Genomic DNA, 19,381 nt, shown 5'->3' with positions numbered 1-19,381 from the left:
ACTCTGAACTGTTCGCTCAACCTTCGGCGGCGAGCTGTCCGCAGGCCGCCGCAATGTCCTGGCCGCGGGTGTCCCGCACGGTGCACGCGACCCCGCCCGCATTCACCAAGCGTACGAACTCACGCTCCACCGGCTTCGGCGACGCGTCCCACTTCGAGCCCGGCGTCGGATTCAACGGGATGACGTTCACATGCACCAGCTGACCCAGATGCTTCCGCAGCCGCTTCGCGAGCAGCTCGGCACGCCACGGCTGGTCGTTGATATCCCGAATCAACGCGTACTCGATCGACACCCGCCGACCCGACGTGTCCGCGTAATACCGGGCAGCCGACAAGACCTCATCCACCGACCACCGGTTGTTCACCGGCACCAGCGTGTCCCGCAGCTCGTCATCCGGCGTATGCAGCGACACCGCCAACCGGACCTGCATCCGCTCGTCCGCCAGCTTCCGGATCGCCGGAGCCAAACCCACCGTCGACACCGTCACCGAACGCTGTCCAATGCCAAGCCCGCCCGGCGCGGGATCAGTGATCCGGCGCACCGCCGCCACCACGCGCTTGTAGTTCGCCAGCGGCTCGCCCATGCCCATGAAGACGATGTTCGACAGCCGCCCAGGGCCGCCGGGCATCGAACCGTCGCGCATGACTGCCGCCGCATCGCGGACCTGGTCCACGATCTCCGCGGTGGACAGGTTGCGGTCGAGACCGCCCTGGCCGGTCGCGCAGAACGGGCACGCCATCCCGCAGCCAGCCTGGCTGGAGATGCACAGCGTCGCGCGGTCCGGGTAGCGCATGAGCACGCTCTCCAGCAGCGTCCCGTCGTGCGCGCGCCACAGGGTCTTGCGGGTGGCTCCGCCGTCGGCGGCCAGCGCGCGGACCTCGGTGAGCAGCGGCGGCATCAGGTCGGCCACGAGCTTGTCGCGCGAGGCGGCCGGGATGTCGGTCATCTCCGCCGGGTCGACGGTGAGCCGCGAGAAGTAGTGGTTCGACAACTGCTTGGCGCGGAACGCCTTCTCGCCCAGTTCGACGACCGCCTCGGCTCGCTCGGCCACCGTGAGGTCGGCGAGATGGCGCGGCGGCAGGCCGCGCTTGGGCGCGTCGAAAACAAGAGGGAGGGCAGTCATGACCGATCAAGTGTCTCATACGCGCGAAACCCCCGCGTGCCCGCCTCGGGTCCGGCGTCCGGACCGAGTCAGCGGCGGGCGGTGACGCGGTCCGGCCCGCGGCGCGGAATGCCGTCCGACCAACGACGGGGCCAATTCAACGGAAAAACACCATACGAAGGTCGGATTGCCGAATTGTTTCCGCTCATCGACGCCACCGGAAATGTGGATATCGGAAAATACCGACATTAGTCGCTAGCCGCCGCGATCCTCGCGCGCGTACCGTTCCGGACGGTCACCCCTTCTCCCCTGGAGGAAACCGTGAAAGTGCGTTCTTCTATGCTGCGCGGAATCGCATTGATCTCGGCCGCGGCGTGCACCGCGCTCGCCGTTCCGGCCGCGGCGCTCGCCGGCGAGACCAACATCTCGATGCAGGCCCAGCAGAAAAGCAACTGGTGCTGGGACGCCAGCGGCAACACCATCGCCGCGTTCTGGGGCTATTCCCTGACCCAGACCAAGTTCTGCCAGATCGCGCACAACGAGTCCGGCAGCGACTGCGCCAACAACCAGGGCTACCTCAGCGACCAGCAAAGAGTTTTCCGCTATCTCGGCTTCCGCAGCACCGGCTCCTACAATTCCGGTGGCTACCGGCTTTCCTTCTCCGGCATCAAGAACCAGATCAACGCGGGACAGCCCATCGGCACCCGCATCGGCTGGACGTCCGGCGGCGGCCACATGCACGTCCTCTACGGCTACGACGATTCGAATGGCCGCAGCGTCGTCGAATACGGCGATCCGTGGCCGGCGAACAACCGCTACAACTCGATGAACTACAGCTCCTACGTCTCCAACAACCAATTCGCCTGGACCCACACCGTCTACGGAATGGTGGGCTGACCCATGAAGCGAACCCTCGTCCTCACCGGGGCCGTCGCCGCCGCGGTGTTCGCCGCGAACCCCGCGTCCGCCGCGACCGCGCCGGCCGGTCCCTCCGCTTCGGACACGGCCGCGATCTCCGGGCTGCTCGCCAGCCCCGGCACCGCCGCCCGCCTCGCGCACACGAAGTTCCCCGGAGCCGCACCGGCAGCAGCGCACGCCACTCGCGCCGCCGCCGACGCCAGCACGCAGATCCCGGTCTACGAACCCACCGCGGCCTTCGTCAACGGCGCCTCCGACGTCCCGGCCGCCCTGGCCTATGTCGCGTCTCCGGCGCATCTGGCCGACGGACGGGACGCGACGGTCTGGACCCAGCCCAGCGCATCCGGCTGGCAGGTCATCAACGTCGCCTCCGGCAACGACGAACAAGTCCACGCCGCAGCCGCACACGGCGGCTACCTCCTGCACGAACCCCAGGTCAACGCCTGGTACTCCGTCAACGGCGACACCGTCACCGTTCTCGACGGCTCAGTATCCGGCGTCCCGAACGGCACCCGCGTCACCTTGGCCACGTACCAAGCCGAACTCCACAAGCGCTACGGCGACAAACTCCCCGGCTCCACCTACGACAAGACCGGCGCGGGCGGCGGTTACGCAGCCCCGGCGTCGAACACCGGCTCGGACGACAGCCCTGCCACCGCTCTCGCCCTCGGCGGGGCGGCCGTGGCAGCGGCGGGAGGCGCGTTCCTCCTGCGCCGCCGTTCCCAGCACAGCAAGTGATTCGTCCCGGCAGGGGCACCGCGCCCCTGCCGGGATTCATTCGCCGAGAGCCTCCGCCCACCGGTCCGCCCACGACACGAGCGGCCGCAGCGCGTCGAACGCCTCCCGGCCGAGCGTCGTCAGCTCGTAGTGCGATTCGTCGGTCTGCCGCACCAAACCGGCGTCGGCGAGCTCGACCAGGCGCTGGCGCAGGACGCTCGAAGACATGCCGTCGCAGCGTTCCCGCAGGGCGCGGAAACCCAGCGCGCCGACCTGCAGCTCCCACACGATCCGCAGGCACCATCGCCTGCCGAACAGGTCGAGCGCGGCCATCAGCGGACGGCCGGTCGCGGAGCCCCGGACCGGCTGTCCCGGTTTCGGCGTCGCCATCCGCCCTCCTTGTGCTTCGATTTCCGAAACACTAACATCGGCCGCCATGATTCGATTTCCGAAGCAGATCTGCCGCGCCCTCGGCATCGAGGTGCCGATCGTGCAGGCGCCGATCGGCTCCGCGGCCACTCCGGCGCTCGCCGCGGCGGTTTCGAACGCGGGCGGACTGGGGACGCTCGCGCTCACGTGGACCGAACCTGACGAAGCCGTCCGCCGGATCCGCGAGGTGCGCCGCCGCACCGACCGGCCGTTCGCGGTCAACCTCGTGCTCGACTTCCCGATCGACGACGTGCTCGACGCGTGCCTGGCCGAGGAAGTCCCGATCGTTTCGACGTTCTGGGGCGACCCCGCCAAGATCGCCGCACGGGCCAAGGACGCGCAGCTGATCCACACCGTGGGCTCGGTCGCTGAAGCACGGCAGGCAGCGGAAGCGGGCGTGGACGTCGTGGTCGCGCAAGGCTGGGAAGCAGGCGGACACGTCCGCGGCCAAGCGTCGACGCTCGTACTGGTGCCCGCCGTTGTCGACGCGGTGGGCCCGATTCCGGTGCTCGCGGCCGGTGGAATCGCCGACAGCCGCGGGCTCGCCGCCGCGCTCGCGCTCGGCGCGCAAGGCGGCTGGCTCGGCACCCGGTTCCTGACCGCGACCGAAGCGGCGACCCACGATTCTTACCGCGAAGCCGTGCTGGCCGCGGAACTCGAGGACGCCGTCCACACCCGTTGCTTCAACGGCGGCTGGCCCAACGCGCCGCACCGGGCGTTGCGCAATTCGACGCTGACGCAATGGGAAGCGGCGGGCGAACCGCATACGGAACGCCCCGGCGAAGGCGACATCGTGGCGAGAGATGCAGCCGGAAAGCCGTGGCGGCGGTACGACGACATGATCCCGGTGCCGGGTATGACGGGCGACCTCGAAGCTCTGGCGCACTACGCGGGTCAAGCGGCGGGCTTGGTCCGAAACGTAGCCCCCGCAGCGCAGATCGTCGCGGACCTCGTCGGCTAAGCCCGTTCCACCGCCTCCGGAAGCGCGACCGGCTGCCGCAGCGCCGCCAGCACCGCGTTCACCGCCGCCCGCCGCGGCGAACCTCGCCGGGTGACCGCGACGATCGTGCGCGTGACCGGTGTGGCCAGCGCTTTCGTCGCGACCCGGTACCGCGGATCCACCGCCAGCCCGGGCAGCAGCGCGATCGACAGCCCGGCCTCGACGTGCTGCAGCGTCATCAGGTAATTGCTGAAGCGGCACACCACACGCGGCTCGAAGCCCGATTCACGGCAGAGCCGCAGCGTCAGATTCGCCATGTAGGACGGCGGAATGTCCAGCGCCCACGGTTCGCCGGCGTAGTCCGCGAGCACGGCAAGGCCGGGCGGATCCGGCCTGCCGAGCGCGGTGACCAGCACGATCGGATCGGTCGCCAGGCGGATGATCTCCAGATCGGGGCCGAGCGGCAGGTCCGCGAAATCGGTGGTGGTGAGGACGACGTCGCTGTCCCCGGCCCGGAGCGCGGGCACGCTTTCGTGCGGTTCCCGTTCCACCAGTTCGGTTTCCAGCCGCGGATAGGTCTCGGCGAGCCGGGTCGCCGCGGGCACGGCGAAGGTGTGGATCGCGCTCTGGAACGCGCCGATCCGCACCAGCCCGGCCGGTTCGTCGCCGCGCAGTTCGGCCTCGACCGCGTCGAGGTGGTCGAGAATCGCGCGCGCCTGCCGGGCCAGCTTCTCGCCAGCGGGCGTCAGCCGGACGCGACGGCCGGTGCGTTCCAGCAGCCGCGTGCGGGTTTCGGTTTCGAGCAGCGCGAGCTGATGCGACACCGTCGAGGCGCTGAGATTCACGTCCTGCGCGACCGCGCGCACCGTGCCGAGCACGGCGAGCCGGCTCAGCAACCGCAACCGCCACGGGTTCAACATGGCCTCATCGTTGTTCGACGCCATCGCACAGGCAAGCGGAAACTGTGAGATGGACGCGGCGCTCGGCACGGCCTTACCGTCGAAGCCATGGCCACCGACACCTTCTGGTCCGACGTCGACCGGCACCTCGTCCGCTACGCCGGCCCCGGCTCGTTCACCGGCGAGATCATCGACCGCGCCGAGGGCAGCTTCGTCTTCGCCGAGGACGGGCGGCGGATCCTCGACTTCACGTCCGGGCAGATGAGCGCGATCCTCGGGCACGCGCATCCGGAGATCGTCGAGACTGTCCGGAAGCAGGCCGCGAAGCTCGACCACCTGTTCAGCGGGATGCTGAGCCGCCCCGTGGTCGACCTCGCGCGGCGGCTCGCCGAAACGCTGCCGGACCCGCTGGAGAAGGCGCTGCTGCTCACCACCGGCGCCGAGTCCAACGAGGCCGCGCTCCGGATGGCCAAGCTGGTGACCGGCAAGCACGAGATCGTCTCGTTCGCCCGGTCCTGGCACGGGATGACGCAGGCGGCGGCGAGCGCGACCTACAGCGCCGGGCGCAAGGGCTACGGCCCCGGCGCGCCGGGCAACTTCGCCATCCCGGTGCCCGGCGCGGACTGGGAACCCCAGCTGGACCTGGCGTTCGACCTGATCGACGCGCAGTCGGTCGGCAGCCTCGCCGCGTGCCTGGTGGAGCCGATCCTCAGCTCCGGCGGGATCCTCGTGCCGCCGCCGGGGTATTTCCAGGCCCTGCACCGGAAATGCCGGGAACGCGGCATGCTGCTGATCCTCGACGAAGCACAGACCGGCTTGTGCCGCACCGGAACCTGGTACGCCTTCGAGCACGACGGCGTCGTCCCGGACATCCTCACCGTGTCCAAAACGCTCGGCGCCGGGCTGCCGCTCGCCGCGGTGCTGACCAGCGCGGAAATCGAGCAGGAAGCCCACGAACGCGGGTACCTGTTCTTCACCACGCATGTCTCGGACCCGCTCCCGGCGGCGGTCGGCAACACGGTGCTGGACGTGCTGATCCGCGACCGCCTCGACGAACGCGCCCGCCAGCTCGGCGCCCGGCTGCGCACCGGACTGGAGGAAATCGCGGCGCGGCACGAGGCAGTCGGCGAAATCCGCGGCCGCGGCCTGCTCGCCGGACTGGAACTGAGCGGCGGCGGCCCGGACGCGGACAAGCTCGGCGCCCGCGTGACGCAGCGGTGCCTCGAACTCGGGCTGCACATGAACATCGTGCAGCTGCCCGGGATGGGCGGGGTGTTCCGGATCGCGCCGCCGCTGACCGCCGCCGACAGCGAGATCGACCTGGGACTGTCCATCCTGGACGAGGCGATCGGGGACGTTTCGCGAAGCTGACCCGACCGTCCGTGAAGGACTCCTTGAAGGAATCTGATTCCCTCAAGGAGTCCTTCACGGACGACAAACCTCCGGCGGCGGGTCCGATTGCCCCTACCCGTCCCGGTTCAGGGGTGGGCCCCGCCCCCGTCCGCGATTAGCGTGCGCGACGTCAACGTTGCTTCCGGGGGTGGGAAATGCGGTCCAAAACTGCCGTCCTGATACTCGTTCTGACGCTGCTGGGCACCACGCCGGCCGCATCCGCGAGCGCCGCCGACACGGTCGCCCTGGACGGTCTCTCCCGTCCCGTCGACCTGCTCGTCGACAAATGGGGCGTCCCGCACATCTACGCCGCCAACACCGCGGACCTGTTCTACGCACAGGGTTTCACCGTCGCCCGCGACCGGCTCTTCCAGCTCGACACCTGGCGCCGCCGGGGGCTCGGGCAGCTCAGCGAGGTCCTCGGGGAGTCCTATGTGGACCAGGACCGGGCCGCCCGGCTGTTCCTCTACCGCGGCGACATGCGGAAGGAGTGGGCCGCCTACGGTCCCGAAGCCAAGCTTGCCGCCACCCGGTTCGCCGAGGGCATCAACTCCTACATCGACTGGCTCGCCAAGCATCCCGAAGCCGCGCCGCCGGAGTTCGGCAAGCTCGGGTACCAGCCGGCGCACTGGCGGCCCGAGGACGTCGTCCGCATCCGGACGCACGCGATCGGCGAGAACCTCATGTGGGAGGTCGCCCGCGCGCAGATGGTGTGCCAGGCCGGGCCGGGCGCGAGCAAGTACCTCCGCAGCCTGCACCCCGACCACGAGGCCGCCGTGCCTGCCGGTCTGGACCCCTGCTCCATCCCCGGCGACGTCCTGTCCGTCTACAACAAGGCGACCGCGTCCGTCACCTTCCCGAAGGGCGTCGCCGGACCGAAGGACATCGCCGACGCGACCAGCGGCAGCAACTCGTGGGCGATCGGCCCGGGCCGCACCGCCACCGGGCGGCCGATCCTCGCCAACGACCCGCACCGCGGCACCGATGCGCTGCCGTCCGGCCGGTATGTCGCCCAGCTTTCCGCGCCGGGGCTGAACCTCACCGGGGCTGGCGAGCCGTGGAACCCGGGCATCGCCATCGGCCACAACGACTCCATCGCGTTCGGGCTGACGAACCTGCCGGTCGACCAGACCGACCTCTACGTCTACGAACTCGACCCCGCCGACCACAGCCGCTACCGCTACCGCGACGGCTGGGAGCCCATCACCAAGGTCACCGAAACCATCCCGGTGCTCGGCAAGCCGCCGGTGACCCGAGAGCTGTCCTTCACCCGGCACGGCCCGATCGTGAAGGTCGACGAGGCGGCGCACCGGGCGTTCGCCGTCCGGACCGCCTGGACCGAACCGGGCAGCGCGGCCTACCTCGGCAGCCTCAACTACCAGCGGGCCCGCGACTTCACCGAGTTCACCGCCGGCATGCGCAAGTGGGGCGCGCCCGGATCGAACCTCGTTTACGCCGACGTCCACGGCGACATCGGCTACGTCCCGGGCGCGCTGACCCCGCGCCGCACCGGAGCCGGTTACGACGGCCTGCTGCCCGTCCCCGGCGACGGCCGCTACGAGTGGAACGGCTTCCACGCCAACTCCGAACTCCCGTGGCAGCACAACCCGCCGGCCGGATTCTTCGCCTCCGCCAACGACTACAACCTCCCGCCGGGCTTCCCGGTGGTGTCCAACTACGAATGGCAGCTGCCCTACCGCAAGGAACGGATCGACGAGCTGATCAAGTCGAAGCCGCGCAACCGGGTCGCCGATTCGCTCGCCATCCAGCGCGACGAGAAGTCCTTGCTGGCCACCCGTCTCACCCCGTTCCTGCGCAACCTTTCCTCCGCCGACCCGGACACCGCGAAGGCGCTCGACCTGCTGCGCGGCTTCGACGGCGTCGCCTCGGTCGATTCCGCGCCGTCCGCGCTGTACGAAACCTGGCTGCTGAAGTACCTCCACGGCGGCTGGGCGCACACGATGCTCCCGCAATCCGCCGCGGACGTCCTGTCCCGCACCATCAATCCGGACTTCAGCCTCGTGCTCGCGTCCTTCGCCGACCCGGACGCGTGGTTCGGCCCCGGCGGCGCGGCCAAACGCGACAAGCTGATCCTCGACACCCTCCCGCTCGCTTTCCGCGACGTCGCCGGGAAACTCGGCGAAGACCCGGCGAAGTGGCGCTGGGGCGCGCTGCAGTACCAGGAGTTCGTCCACCCGGCGGGCGGCCCGAACGTCGGCCCGACCCCGGTCGGCGGCGACTACCAGACCGTCCACCCGTCGTTCTTCCACCCGCTCACCTACCAGCAGATCATCGGCGCGACCTTCAAAATGGCGCTCGACGTCGGCGACTGGGACGCGTCGCGGGCGATCAACGCGCCCGGCCAGTCCGGCGACCCGCGCAGCCCGCACTACCGCGACCTGAACGACCTGTGGGCCTCCGGCGGCTCGTTCCCCCTGCTGTCGAGCCGCGCGGCGGTCGAACGGAACCTCGACGCCCGGATCCGGCTGGTCCCGGGGTTCACTTCGGGAAGCTAGCCCGCAGCCGGACGAGCGGGAACGCCGCGCCGGCCAGCACGAGCGCGCACCCGGTCTGCGCCAGCAGGAACCAGAGCGGGCACACGCCGGGGATCAGATCGACCCCGACGATCGCGACCGGCACGACGATCGCGATGAACCGCGCCCGCTCGTAAGCCCGGCGCGAGCCCCGCGCCGCGGCCGCGAGGAGCCACCACGCGACCGCGGCGCTGGCGACCAGGACCCCGGACCGGATCCACATGAAGCTGGACACCTCTCCGCCGGAAAGGCCCAGCGCCGCGATCACCCCGAAAACGACCGCGCCCGCGACTCCGTAAGCCACGACGAACCTCTTCGCCACGTCGAGCGGGCCCTGGACGGCGGGGCGTTCGATGGTCTGCATCTCTGTTCTCCCTTGTGGTTTCCCGTTGTGCCAGCAACGCTAGGAAGCCGCGACCCCTCCCGGTATGGGTCTGGCCGCACGAGCGGGTGGGCCTGGACCCACTCCTGCCCCGCGTCGGCGGGAATCCGGCGTTTCGTGGTGCACAGTGGACCGCGAAGCCGGATGGACGAGGGGAACAAACGATGCGACGACTACGGTCCTGGATGCGCGGCTGCGGCGTGGGATTCGTCCGTGCCGCCCAAGCGGCGGGCGTGGCGCTGCTGATCCCGGCGGTATGGGCCGCCGCGGCCGGGCTGTGGCACCTGTGGGGCGGCGGCGCGTGGTCGTGGATCGCGCCCTTCATCTGGGCGGCGATCGGGACACTGCTGCTGGCGCGGCCAGTCTGCCGGATGACCCGGACGCTGGTCGCGAACTGGACCGGCATCGTGCTCCCGCCCGGCTATCGCGAGCCGCCGCCGGTCACCCAGCTGTCGACCGGGTACTGGTGGAACGGCCACTCCTACTCGCGCACCAGCGAAGACGCCCGGCGCGACCAGCGGCTGAAGAACTGGCGCCATGACCCGGCGACCTGGCGGGACCTGCGGTTCGTCCTCATCGCGCCGCTCTCGTTCGGCCTGGTCGCGCTCGTGCCGCTGCTCGGCGTCGTCGCGGCGGTCCTGGGCCTGGGGCTTCTCCCGAGCGGCTACCTGGCCGGGCTGCTGGTGACGATCGCGACCGCGCCGTACGCGTGGCGGAGCGTCATCCCGGTGGCCACGCGGTTCCTGGGCGCGTCCGCCACGATGGCGCTGGCCGACCGGGTGGACACGCTGACCGCACTGCGCGCGGACACGACCATCGCGCAGGCCGCGGAAATCCGCCGCATCGAACGGGATCTGCACGACGGCGCGCAAGCCCGGCTGGTCGCGCTCGGCCTCGCGCTGGCGACGGCGGAGAAGCTGATGGAGACCAATCCCGAGCAGGCCAAGGAATTGCTGCGCGACGCCCGGGCCGGCGCCGCCACCTCGCTCACCGAGTTGCGCGAACTGGTCCGCGGCATCAGCCCGCCGGTCCTGAACGAACGCGGCCTGGTCGACGCTGTCCGCGCGATGGCGATGGACCTGCCGCTCGACGTGACCGTCGAAGCCGACCTGCCGCGGCCGCTCGACGCGCCGATCGAATCCGCGCTGTACTTCGGCATCGCCGAACTGCTCGCCAACGCGGTGAAGCACGCACACGCTTCGCACGCACGGATTTCCCTGCTGCAGGAAGGGAATCAGCTCTGCGCCGAGGTCGAGGACGACGGCCGCGGCGGTGCCGAAATCCGCCCGGACGGCGGACTTGCCGGACTGCGCCGCCGCATCGAGGTCTTCGACGGCACGCTGGAGATCACCAGCCCGGTGGGCGGGCCGACCCGAGCGTGGATGATGGTGCCATGCGAATCGTCGTAGCCGAGGACCTCTACCTGCTGCGGGACGGACTGGTCCGGCTTCTGCGGGCCTACGGCCACGAGGTGGTGGCGACCGCGACGACCGGTCCGGAAACCGTCGCCGTGCTGCGGGAACACCGCCCGGACGTCGCCGTGGTGGACGTCCGGATGCCGCCGACGCAAACCGACGAGGGCCTGCGCGCGGTCCTCGCCGCGCGCCGCGAGACGCCCGGGCTACCGGTGCTGATCCTGTCGCAGCACGTCGAACAGCTCTACGCCCGGGAGCTCCTCGCCGACGGGGCCAGCGGCGTCGGATATCTGTTGAAGGACAGCGTTTTCGAGGCCGAACAGTTCATCGACGCCCTCGAACGCGTCGCGGCCGGCGGCACCGCGATGGACCCGGCGGTGATCTCGAAACTGCTCACCAGCGGATCGCCGGACCAGCGCCTCGCCGCGCTGACCGACCGCGAGCGTTCAGTGCTGGAACTGATGGCGGAAGGCCTGTCGAACGCCGCCATCGCCGGACGGCTGTTCCTGAGCGAAAGCGCGATCAGCAAGTACACGACGTCGCTGTTCGGCAAGCTCGGCATCAGCGACGACGACACCGGCAACCGGCGCGTGCTGGCCGTGCTGACCTACCTCAACTCGTGACTGCCTAGGCCGGTTCTCACCGGCCTAGGCACCAATGCCAGGGACCTGAGCCACGTGGCCCGATGCCTGCATGACCGTATTCGAAGGTCCGTGAGGGACTCCCTGAGGGAATCAGAGTCCCTCAGGGTTCCCCTCACGGACGACCAAACCCGCGCCAGCCAGCCACGAGCGGCACCGGCCCTGGCCAGCCCCTGCCACCGCAAGACGAGCCTCAAACGGCACCCGCAAGCGCCCGCCTTAAGTCCCCGGCATGGAGCCTAGGCACTCACAAGAGGGTCAGCCGACCAGATTGCCGAAGCGCCGCAACGTTTCCTCCGCGCCCAGCGCCTGCGTGATCGAGTGCAGGTCCGGGCTCCGGGTGGACCCGGTGATCGCGATCCGGATGATCTGCGAAGCCTCGCGGATCGAACCGGGGTAGGCGTCCGGGTCCTTCTTGAACTCCTTGGCGTTCTTGGCGAACCCGTGCTTCGCCGCGACCTCGCGGATCTGCTGGAACCACTCCTGGCCGTCGTCGAGCTGCCGGTACGCGGAAACGAAGTCCGACGCCACCGCGCGCACGACGTCCGCCGCGACGCCGAGCGCGGCGATCCGCTCGTCGTCCGGACCGGTCGCCGCCTGGTGCAGCTGCGGGAAGAAGAACCCGTAGACGGTGCGGAACTCGCTCCACTTCTTCAGGTCCTTGCGCGGGTTCTCGACGCCTTCGCGCTCCACCGACAGCGCACGCAGCGCCAGCTCGCGCGAGGACTCCAGGACCGCCTTCAGCTCCGGATCGAACCGCTCGGCCCACTCCAGCACCGACGCGAGGATCTCCTCGCCGGACAGCGTCGCGACGTAGTCCGCCGCGAGGTCGTCCAGCTTCACCAGGTCCACGAGCGGACCGGCGACGCCGCATTCGTCGAGGTTGATCGGCGCGTCGAGCGCTTCGGCCAGCGGCATCTCGGCGAGCCGTCCGTTCGCCAGTCCGCGCAGGTAGTACAGCACCGCCGGGACCGGGTAGCCGGCTTCGAGGTAGAAGTCGACCGACGCTTCCGGGTCCTTGCGCTTGGACAGCTTCCGCTTGCTGCCGCCCTCCTGCTTCATCAGCGGCGCGATGTGCGCGTACTGGATCGGCTCGAACCCGAGCGCTTCGAAGAGCTGCTGGTGCGTCGGCACCGACGAGATCCACTCGTCGCCGCGGATCACCAGGTTCACCCGCATCAGGTGGTCGTCGACCGCGTGCGCGAAGTGGTAGGTCGGCAGCCGCGGGCTCTGGTCGGAGCTCTTGAGGATCACCACGTCGTTGCGGTTGGCCTCGGCCTCGATGGTGCCGCGGATCGCGTCGGTGAAGCGCACGCGCTGCCCGGTGTCGTCGGGCGCGCGGAAACGGACCACCCACGGCTCGCCCGCGTCGAGCTTCGCCTGTACGTCGGCCGCGTCGGCGTCGCGCCAGATCGCCCACGAGCCGTAGTAGCCGGTGGGCAGCTTCGTGGCCTGCTGCCGCGCGGTGATGGACGCCAGCTCGTCCTTCGTCGCGAAGTCGATGTACGCGCGGCCTTCGCGCAGCAGGTGCCGTACGTAGGTGAGGTAGATCTGCTCGCGCTCGGACTGGCGGTACGGGCCGTAGTCGCCGCCGCGCACCGCGTCCTCGTCCGCCTGCAGCCCGAAGTACGCGAAGCCGCGTTCGAACTGCTCCAGCGCGCCCTCGACCTCGCGCGACTGGTCGGTGTCCTCGACGCGCACCAGGTAGCGGCCTTCGGAGCGGCGCGCGACGTCCTGGTCGATCGTCGCGACGTAGATGCCGCCGATGTGCACGAACCCGGTCGGCGACGGGCCGAACCGGGTCACCTTCGCGCCGTCGGGCAGCTGCCGGGCCGGATAGCGCTGTTCCCAGTGCTCAGGCTCGGGCAGATCCGCGGGGAACAGGGCGTCGATGACCGCACGGTCCAGCATCGGAGGTCGGGTCTCCCAGGTCGTTCGGGTGTTTTCGCTAGTGCTTCGAGTATCGCCGACCGCCGTCTCCGGCGGTCGCCCAGGTCCCGGGTTGTCGCCAGGGTTGCCAATCGACCGTTTCCGATATATCGTGAACGTGTCGCAACAGTTCGAGAAAGGAACCAAGACCATGAACCGACGACGACACCCGTTCCCCGGCGGACGCTCCTTCCCCGGCGGACATCACGAACACGGAGAACACGACGAGCGCGGACGGTCCTCGTCCGGCCCCTGGGGCCGGGAATTCGGCGAGTTCGCCTTCGGGCCCGGCGGGCGCGGACGGCGCGGCCACGGTCCGGGCGGGCGCCGCGGCTCCCGGCGCGGACGCCGCGGCGACGTGCGGGCGGCGATCCTCACCCTGCTCGCGGAACAGCCGCGGCACGGGTACGAGATCATCCGCGAGATCGGCGAGCGCAGCGGCGGGCTCTGGACGCCCAGCCCCGGCTCGATCTACCCGACCCTGCAGATGCTGGCCGACGAGGGCCTGGTCGTGAGCCGCGACGAGAGCGGGAAAAAGCTCTTCGAACTCACCGACGAGGGCCGTGCCACCGCCGAGCAGCAGACCGGCACGCCGCCGTGGGAGCACTTCACCGACGACGTCGAACCGGTCGAGCACGACCTGCGCAAAGCGGGCGCGACGCTCGCCGCGGCCGTCGTGCAGGTGATGCGCGCCGGCAGCGAGAACCAGCAGGCCCGCGCGGTGGACGTGCTCAACGAAGCACGCCGTTCGCTCTACTCGATCCTCGGCGAGGTCGAAGACGAGGACTCCGGTGACTCCGGCAAGGCAGCCGAGTGACCGGGCAGGACGAGGCCGGTGGGCTTGACGCGGCAATGCACGCGATAGCCCACCGGCAGCGTCACCTCGCCCGGTCCGGGGTTCAGCCGGTGCGTGTCAGCGATCGCCCGCTGCGCGACCTTCGCGCTGAACTCGATCTTCAACACTGATTCCGCCGCGGCGAAGTCCGCGAAGCGCCAACGCGTGCGTACGCGCCGACAGTTGAAGCCGTGCGCGGCGAAGAAGCGTTCCACCGCAGGCGGGTCGTAGTGCGGCAAGTCCGCGCGCATCCACCCGCCGTACGGCTCACTGGTCACGTCGAGGTCGACGATCACGATCGATCCTCCGGGCCGCAGCACCCGTTCCGCTTCGCGCAATCCGGGTTCGCATCCAGGGCCGAAGAAGTACGCAGTGCGCGCGTGCACGATGTCCACGCTGGCGTCGTCCACCGGCAGCTGCTGCGCTCGCCCCACGCGAACCCGCACGTTCCCCAGATCCCGCACCCGTCGCTCCGCGTCCCGCGCGAGCGGCGGGTGCGGTTCGATTCCGAGCACCGAGCGCGCGTCGGCGGCGAAGAACGGCAAGTGGTATCCGTCACCACAGCCGAGGTCGAGAACGTCGCGTCCGGTCCAGTCGCTCTCCTCGCGCAGTACGCGCCAGATGTCGCCGCCGGTGTCCTGCGCCCGGTTTTCCACGTCGTAAACGTGCTGGTGGTACCAGATGTTCGGACTGGGAACGACTTCGTCGGACGCCGCCGGGCCGCGGAAGAACCAGCGCACGGCACTCCTCTCCGTCCGGGGCGCCGGCGGGCGCGGCAGCTTTTCCCGCTCAGAGCGTAGAACCCCGCCGGTCCGAATACACTTCTCCCTTCATCGGGGAGGAGACGCACCATGTCGATCGGCTGGCCCGGCGCCCGCACGATCCCGGCAGGCTTGCCCTGCTGGGTCGAGGTAGCGTGCCACGACGAAGCCAGGACACAGGACTTCTACTCCCGGCTTTTCGGCTGGGACTACGAAATCCGGCGCGATCCCGCGGCGCCGACCGGCCGGTACTCGATCGCCTCGCGCGACGGGGTGCCCGCCGGTGGTCTGTACCAAGCCGGGGCCCGCAGCGCGCCCGGCTGGACGATGCAGCTCGCGGTGCCGCACACGGCGAGCGCGGCCGAATGGGTGGAACACCTCGGCGGCCAGGTCACGCTCGGGCCGGTCGCGATTCCCGAACGCGGGAGCATCGTGCACGCGATCGACGCGTGCGGCGCGCCGGTGGTGTTCTGGGAAGCCCCGCCGGACTGGCAGTTCGCGGGCGGCGCGCCCAACACCTTCAGCGGCGCGGACCTCAACACGCACGACGGCGTGGCCGCGGACCACTTCTACACCAAGCTGTTCAACTACTCGAGCCGTCAGGTCGGCGACGGCGAGAGCGTCGACTATGTCGAATATTCCATTGAGCACACGGCGGTGCTGTACCGCTACGTCATGGGTCCCGAATACCGCCGGGACACTCCCCCGCACTGGCTCGTGTACTTCGAGGTCGACCCCGCGCGCGGAGCGGACGCCGCGGCGGGCGAGGCGCTGATGCTGGGCGGTTCGGTGGTGCTCGAACCGTACGACACCCCGTTCGGCCGCACCGCGATCCTCGCCGACCAGGACGGCGCGGTGTTCGCGGTGATCGACCACTCGCGGGTGCTGGAAGGCGTGGGCCGCGCCGAGGTCGACGACCCGTACGACGACTGACTCAGGCGGGAACGAAGGCCGACAGCAGCAGCCAGGACACGACGGCCGAGGGCAGCAGCGAGTCGAGGCGGTCCATGATGCCGCCGTGGCCGGGCAGCAGCGTGCCCATGTCCTTGATGCCGAGGTCGCGTTTGATGAGCGACTCGACGAGGTCGCCGAGCGTCGCGGTGAGCACGATGGCCGCGCCGAAGATGACGCCCTGCCAGGCCTGGCCGTCGAGCATGAGGCTGATCGTGAGCACGCCCGCGACGATGCCCGCGATCATCGAACCGGCGAAGCCCTCCCAGGACTTCTTCGGGCTGATCGTGGGCGCCATCGGGTGCTTGCCGCCGAGCACGCCGGCGATGTAGCCGCCGGTGTCGGAAGCGACGACGGCGATCAGGAAGGTGAGCACGCGCCCGACGCCGTCGTCCGGCGGCACGAGCATGGCCGCGAACGCGCCGAACAACGGCAGGTACGCGGCGGCGAAAACGGAAGCGCTGACGTCGCGCACATAGCCCTTCGCGCCGCCGGGCAATCGCCACAGCAGGCAGGCGAGGACGGTGAGCACGAACGCGGTGAGCGCGCCTTCCCGGCCGAACGGCCAGGCCAGCCAGATCATCGCCTGCCCGCCGACCAGCACCGGGATCAGCGCGACCTTGGTGTCCGCGACCCGGCGCAGCACGCCGGAGAACTCGAACGTGCCGACCGCGATCGCGGCGGCGATGACCCCGATGAAGAGGAACCGCACGGTGACCAGGGAAACGATGATCGCGGCCCCGAGCAGCAGCCCGACGCCGATCGCCGCGGGAAGATTGCGCCCGGCCCGGGACGCCTTCTTTTCCGGCTCGCCTTCGCTTCCGGATGCGCCTTCGGCCGCCCCGCCGTTCGCGGACCCGCCTTCAGCTTTCGCACCCTTGCCCGGCGCACCCGAGGAAACGCCTTCCGCGCCCTTCGCACCCTTCGCCGACTCGCCCGCGGAAACTCGCTTCGAGCCCTTCGCCGGTCCGTCCGCGGAAGCAGCCTGGGCACCGTCGCCGGCCCCGGCTTCCGCCAGTTTCCCCGGCACGGCACCGGATTCCGCGCGCGCGTTCGTCGCGGACTCCGATTTCCGCTGCCCAGCAGGCGGTTCCGTAGCCGGTTCCGGCCGCGACACCGGGTCCGGCCCGGCGGCCGGGTCCGGTGGCGGGATGTCGCCCACCCGCTCGTCGCGTTCCTCGCTCACCTGGCTCATCAGACCTCGAGCAGCTCGGCTTCCTTGTGTTTCACCAGTTCGTCGACCTGGTGCACGTAGGTGTCGGTGAGGTTCTGCAGCTCCTTCTCCGCGCGCGCGACCTCGTCCTCGCCCGCTTCGCCGTCCTTGGCGATGCGGTCGAGTTCTTCCTTGGCCTTGCGGCGGATGCTGCGGATCGAGACGCGGGCGTCCTCGCCCTTGCCCTTCGCGACCTTCACCATCTCCTTGCGCCGCTCCTCGGTGAGCTGCGGGATGACGATGCGGATGACGTTGCCGTCGTTGCTCGGGTTGACGCCGAGGTCGGACTCGCGGATCGCCTTCTCGATGGCGTTCAGCTGCGTCTGGTCGTAGGGCTTGATCAAGGCCATCCTGGCCTCGGGCACGTTGACGCTGGCCAGCTGGTTCAGCGGGGTCGGCGCACCGTAGTACTCGACGACGATGCGGGAGAACATCGACGGGTGGGCCCGCCCGGTGCGCACCGACGTGAGGTCTTCCTTCGCGACGGACACCGCTTTTTCCATCTTCTCCTCGGCGTCGAGGAGGGTCTCGTCGATCACGGCTACTCCCGGTGTTGTGTTGTCGGACCTGAGCTTGATCCCAGCAGGTCTAGGCGGACGCCTCGTCGGCGGGGGTGGAGACCAGCGTGCCGATCCTCTCACCGCCGACCGCGCGGGCGATGTTGCCCTCGGTGAGCAGGTTGAACACGATGATCGGCATGTTGTTGTCCATGCAGAGGCTGAACGCGGTGGCGTCGGCGACCTTGAGGCCGCGCTCGAGCACCTCGCGGTGGCTGATCTCGTGGAACATCTTCGCGTCCGGGTCGGTCTTCGGGTCCGCGGTGTAGACGCCGTCCACGGCCTTCGCCATCAGCACGGCCTCGCAGCCGAGTTCGAGCGCGCGCTGCGCGGCGGCGGTGTCGGTGGAGAAGTACGGCATGCCGACGCCGGCGCCGAAGATGACGACGCGGCCCTTCTCCAGGTGCCGTTCCGCGCGGCGCGGGATGTAGGGCTCGGCGACCTGGCCCATCGTGATCGCGGTCTGCACCCGCGTGGGCAGGCCTTCCTTTTCGAGGAAGTCCTGCAGCGCCAGGCAGTTCATCACGGTGCCGAGCATCGCCATGTAGTCGGCGCGGTCGCGGTCCATGCCGCGCTGGGACAGCTCCGCGCCGCGGAAATAGTTGCCGCCGCCGATCACCACCGCGATCTGCACCCCGGTGCGCGCGACGTCGGCGATCTGCTGGGCTACGGAGTGCACGACGTCGGGGTCGACGCCCACCGCGCCGCCGCCGAACATCTCGCCGCCCAGTTTCAGCAGCACCCGGCGGTATCCGCCCTCGACCCGGTCCTCACCCATGTCTGTCGCCTCCTGCCCCTCGGTAGACCCGACTGTGCCCCGTCTCCCCGATGCGCGGAGACGGGGCACAGTGCCAGAACCTAGTCCCAGTGCCTCGCTCAGGCCTGGCCGACCTCGAACCGGGCGAACCGGGTCAGGGTCACGCCCGCCGCGTCGAGCAGGGCCTTGACGGTCTTCTTGTTGTCCTTGACCGACGGCTGCTCGAGCAGCACGTTGTCCTTGTAGTACGCGTTGACCTTGCCCTCGATGATCTTCGGCAGCGCCTGCTCGGGCTTGCCTTCCTCGCGGGCGGTCTGCTCGGCGATGCGGCGCTCGTTCTCGATGATCTCGGCCGGCACCTCCTCGCGGGTCAGGTACTTCGCGCGCAGCGCGGCGACCTGCATCGCGGCGCCGCGGGCGGCGTCCACGTCGTCACCGGTGAACTCGACCAGCACGCCGACGGCCGGCGGGAGGTCGGAGCCGCGGCGGTGCAGGTAGGTCGCGGTCTTGCCCTCGAACGACACCACGCGGCGCAGCTCGAGCTTCTCGCCGATGCGGGCCGACAGCTCCTGCACGACCTCGTTGACCGGCTTGCCGTCCAGGTCGGCGGCCTTGAGCGCCTCGACGTCGCTGGACTTCAGCGCCTTCGCGGTCTCGACGATCTTCGCCGCGAGCTGCTGGAAGTCGTCGTTCTTGGCGACGAAGTCGGTCTCCGAGTCCAGCTCGATCATGACGCCGCCGTCGCCGGCGACCAGGCCCTCGGCGGTGGCGCGCTCGGCGCGCTTGCCGACGTCCTTGGCGCCCTTGATGCGCAGGAACTCGACAGCCTTCTCGAAGTCGCCTTCGTTCTCCTCGAGGGCCTTCTTGCAGTCCATCATGCCCGCGCCGGTCATCTCGCGCAGGCGCTTCACGTCAGCGGCGGTGTAGTTCGCCATCGTGTTGAATCCGTCCGTTTCAGGTACGTGTGCGGTGAGCGCCGTCCGGGCGGCCCTGCGCGGACCGCCCGGAC

19 protein-coding genes are annotated in these 19,381 nt (G+C 70.0%); 9 read left to right on the top strand and 10 right to left on the bottom strand.

The annotated features are described in order from the left end of the window. Positions 1-16: 16 nt before the first annotated feature. On the bottom strand, positions 17-1,123 hold the full coding sequence (gene rlmN / locus ACFSVL_RS20155; protein WP_370939420.1) for a 23S rRNA (adenine(2503)-C(2))-methyltransferase RlmN: 1,107 nt from the start codon (positions 1,121-1,123) through the stop codon (positions 17-19). A gap of 318 nt (positions 1,124-1,441) precedes the next feature. Between rlmN and ACFSVL_RS20150 the strand changes: the two genes are divergently transcribed. Next, positions 1,442-1,999, top strand: a complete 558-nt coding sequence (locus tag ACFSVL_RS20150; protein WP_378306502.1) for a papain-like cysteine protease family protein — start codon at positions 1,442-1,444, stop codon at positions 1,997-1,999. Positions 2,000-2,002: 3 nt separating this feature from the next. Next, positions 2,003-2,758 (top strand): LPXTG cell wall anchor domain-containing protein, encoded by a 756-nt coding sequence (locus ACFSVL_RS20145; RefSeq protein ID WP_378306301.1) that lies wholly within the window; start codon positions 2,003-2,005, stop codon positions 2,756-2,758. Positions 2,759-2,794: 36 nt separating this feature from the next. Here the strand turns inward: ACFSVL_RS20145 and ACFSVL_RS20140 are convergent, their stop codons facing one another. Beyond that, the gene (locus tag ACFSVL_RS20140; protein ID WP_378306299.1) at positions 2,795-3,127 is read right to left on the bottom strand and encodes a winged helix-turn-helix transcriptional regulator; all 333 of its coding nucleotides are present in this window, start codon (positions 3,125-3,127) and stop codon (positions 2,795-2,797) included. Between the two features lie 46 nt (positions 3,128-3,173). On the opposite strand from ACFSVL_RS20140, the gene ACFSVL_RS20135 reads away from it, so the two are divergent. Further along, positions 3,174-4,127, top strand: coding sequence for an NAD(P)H-dependent flavin oxidoreductase (locus ACFSVL_RS20135; protein ID WP_378306297.1), 954 nt, complete (start codon positions 3,174-3,176; stop codon positions 4,125-4,127). Here ACFSVL_RS20135 and ACFSVL_RS20130 read toward each other — a convergent pair. After that, on the bottom strand, positions 4,124-5,026 hold the full coding sequence (locus ACFSVL_RS20130; RefSeq protein ID WP_378306295.1) for a LysR family transcriptional regulator: 903 nt from the start codon (positions 5,024-5,026) through the stop codon (positions 4,124-4,126). The genes ACFSVL_RS20135 and ACFSVL_RS20130 overlap by 4 nt on opposite strands. Positions 5,027-5,113: 87 nt before the next feature. On the opposite strand from ACFSVL_RS20130, the gene ACFSVL_RS20125 reads away from it, so the two are divergent. After that, entirely contained in the window at positions 5,114-6,376 is a 1,263-nt protein-coding gene (locus tag ACFSVL_RS20125) for an aspartate aminotransferase family protein (RefSeq protein ID WP_378306293.1), read from the top strand. 176 nt (positions 6,377-6,552) lie between these two features. Next, positions 6,553-8,913, top strand: a complete 2,361-nt coding sequence (locus ACFSVL_RS20120; RefSeq protein WP_378306291.1) for a penicillin acylase family protein — start codon at positions 6,553-6,555, stop codon at positions 8,911-8,913. Here ACFSVL_RS20120 and ACFSVL_RS20115 read toward each other — a convergent pair. Further along, positions 8,897-9,295 (bottom strand): hypothetical protein, encoded by a 399-nt coding sequence (locus ACFSVL_RS20115; protein WP_378306289.1) that lies wholly within the window; start codon positions 9,293-9,295, stop codon positions 8,897-8,899. The two genes, ACFSVL_RS20120 and ACFSVL_RS20115, sit on opposite strands and share 17 nt — an antisense overlap. Before the next feature lie 182 nt (positions 9,296-9,477). Here ACFSVL_RS20115 and ACFSVL_RS20110 point away from each other — a divergent pair, with 182 nt between their 5' ends. Together ACFSVL_RS20110 and ACFSVL_RS20105 are read left to right on the top strand one after the other, a co-directional pair. After that, on the top strand, positions 9,478-10,722 hold the full coding sequence (locus ACFSVL_RS20110; protein ID WP_378306287.1) for a sensor histidine kinase: 1,245 nt from the start codon (positions 9,478-9,480) through the stop codon (positions 10,720-10,722). Beyond that, positions 10,707-11,351, top strand: coding sequence for a response regulator transcription factor (locus ACFSVL_RS20105; protein WP_378306285.1), 645 nt, complete (start codon positions 10,707-10,709; stop codon positions 11,349-11,351). The genes ACFSVL_RS20110 and ACFSVL_RS20105 overlap by 16 nt, the downstream gene beginning before the upstream one ends. A gap of 276 nt (positions 11,352-11,627) precedes the next feature. On the opposite strand, the gene ACFSVL_RS20100 is transcribed toward ACFSVL_RS20105, so the two are convergent. Further along, positions 11,628-13,280 (bottom strand): glutamate--tRNA ligase, encoded by a 1,653-nt coding sequence (locus ACFSVL_RS20100; RefSeq protein ID WP_378306283.1) that lies wholly within the window; start codon positions 13,278-13,280, stop codon positions 11,628-11,630. Positions 13,281-13,449: 169 nt separating this feature from the next. On the opposite strand from ACFSVL_RS20100, the gene ACFSVL_RS20095 reads away from it, so the two are divergent. Next, positions 13,450-14,115: a PadR family transcriptional regulator gene (locus ACFSVL_RS20095; protein ID WP_378306281.1), complete on the top strand. Its 666-nt coding sequence runs from the start codon at positions 13,450-13,452 to the stop codon at positions 14,113-14,115. Here the strand turns inward: ACFSVL_RS20095 and ACFSVL_RS20090 are convergent. After that, a complete protein-coding gene (locus tag ACFSVL_RS20090; protein WP_378306279.1) occupies positions 14,052-14,873 on the bottom strand; it encodes a class I SAM-dependent methyltransferase in 822 nt (273 codons plus the stop codon). The two genes, ACFSVL_RS20095 and ACFSVL_RS20090, sit on opposite strands and share 64 nt — an antisense overlap. A gap of 111 nt (positions 14,874-14,984) precedes the next feature. On the opposite strand from ACFSVL_RS20090, the gene ACFSVL_RS20085 reads away from it, so the two are divergent. Then, a complete protein-coding gene (locus ACFSVL_RS20085; protein WP_378306277.1) occupies positions 14,985-15,827 on the top strand; it encodes a VOC family protein in 843 nt (280 codons plus the stop codon). Position 15,828: 1 nt separating this feature from the next. Here ACFSVL_RS20085 and ACFSVL_RS20080 read toward each other — a convergent pair whose 3' ends face one another. The 4 genes from ACFSVL_RS20080 to tsf all read right to left on the bottom strand — a co-directional run bounded on the left by ACFSVL_RS20080 (position 15,829) and on the right by tsf (position 19,307). Then, the gene (locus ACFSVL_RS20080; protein ID WP_378306501.1) at positions 15,829-16,863 is read right to left on the bottom strand and encodes a phosphatidate cytidylyltransferase; all 1,035 of its coding nucleotides are present in this window, start codon (positions 16,861-16,863) and stop codon (positions 15,829-15,831) included. A 176-nt stretch (positions 16,864-17,039) separates the two neighbouring features. Then, positions 17,040-17,597 (bottom strand): ribosome recycling factor, encoded by a 558-nt coding sequence (gene frr / locus ACFSVL_RS20075; RefSeq protein ID WP_009074501.1) that lies wholly within the window; start codon positions 17,595-17,597, stop codon positions 17,040-17,042. A gap of 49 nt (positions 17,598-17,646) precedes the next feature. Continuing rightward, positions 17,647-18,393, bottom strand: coding sequence for a UMP kinase (pyrH, locus tag ACFSVL_RS20070; RefSeq protein ID WP_378306275.1), 747 nt, complete (start codon positions 18,391-18,393; stop codon positions 17,647-17,649). Between the two features lie 98 nt (positions 18,394-18,491). Next, positions 18,492-19,307 (bottom strand): translation elongation factor Ts, encoded by an 816-nt coding sequence (gene tsf, locus ACFSVL_RS20065; RefSeq protein ID WP_378306273.1) that lies wholly within the window; start codon positions 19,305-19,307, stop codon positions 18,492-18,494. Positions 19,308-19,381 lie beyond the last annotated feature (74 nt).

Origin of the sequence: Amycolatopsis silviterrae (assembly GCF_042684085.1) — a bacterium.
Taxonomy (GTDB): Bacteria; Actinomycetota; Actinomycetes; order Mycobacteriales; family Pseudonocardiaceae; genus Amycolatopsis; species Amycolatopsis silviterrae.
The sequence above is the reverse complement of the archived record's forward strand: the minus strand, read 5'-3'. Positions and strand labels throughout refer to the sequence as shown.

Bases quoted from the DNA above. Each gene is read 5' to 3' on its own strand.
- rlmN (WP_370939420.1), bottom strand. From the start codon at position 1,123: ATGACTGCCCTCCCTCTTGTTTTCGACGCGCCCAAGCGCGGCCTGCCG.
- ACFSVL_RS20150 (WP_378306502.1), top strand. From the start codon at position 1,442: ATGCTGCGCGGAATCGCATTGATCTCGGCCGCGGCGTGCACCGCGCTC.
- ACFSVL_RS20145 (WP_378306301.1), top strand. From the start codon at position 2,003: ATGAAGCGAACCCTCGTCCTCACCGGGGCCGTCGCCGCCGCGGTGTTC.
- ACFSVL_RS20140 (WP_378306299.1), bottom strand. From the start codon at position 3,127: ATGGCGACGCCGAAACCGGGACAGCCGGTCCGGGGCTCCGCGACCGGC.
- ACFSVL_RS20135 (WP_378306297.1), top strand. From the start codon at position 3,174: ATGATTCGATTTCCGAAGCAGATCTGCCGCGCCCTCGGCATCGAGGTG.
- ACFSVL_RS20130 (WP_378306295.1), bottom strand. From the start codon at position 5,026: ATGTTGAACCCGTGGCGGTTGCGGTTGCTGAGCCGGCTCGCCGTGCTC.
- ACFSVL_RS20125 (WP_378306293.1), top strand. From the start codon at position 5,114: ATGGCCACCGACACCTTCTGGTCCGACGTCGACCGGCACCTCGTCCGC.
- ACFSVL_RS20120 (WP_378306291.1), top strand. From the start codon at position 6,553: ATGCGGTCCAAAACTGCCGTCCTGATACTCGTTCTGACGCTGCTGGGC.
- ACFSVL_RS20115 (WP_378306289.1), bottom strand. From the start codon at position 9,295: ATGCAGACCATCGAACGCCCCGCCGTCCAGGGCCCGCTCGACGTGGCG.
- ACFSVL_RS20110 (WP_378306287.1), top strand. From the start codon at position 9,478: ATGCGACGACTACGGTCCTGGATGCGCGGCTGCGGCGTGGGATTCGTC.
- ACFSVL_RS20105 (WP_378306285.1), top strand. From the start codon at position 10,707: ATGCGAATCGTCGTAGCCGAGGACCTCTACCTGCTGCGGGACGGACTG.
- ACFSVL_RS20100 (WP_378306283.1), bottom strand. From the start codon at position 13,280: ATGCTGGACCGTGCGGTCATCGACGCCCTGTTCCCCGCGGATCTGCCC.
- ACFSVL_RS20095 (WP_378306281.1), top strand. From the start codon at position 13,450: ATGAACCGACGACGACACCCGTTCCCCGGCGGACGCTCCTTCCCCGGC.
- ACFSVL_RS20085 (WP_378306277.1), top strand. From the start codon at position 14,985: ATGTCGATCGGCTGGCCCGGCGCCCGCACGATCCCGGCAGGCTTGCCC.
- pyrH (WP_378306275.1), bottom strand. From the start codon at position 18,393: ATGGGTGAGGACCGGGTCGAGGGCGGATACCGCCGGGTGCTGCTGAAA.
- tsf (WP_378306273.1), bottom strand. From the start codon at position 19,307: ATGGCGAACTACACCGCCGCTGACGTGAAGCGCCTGCGCGAGATGACC.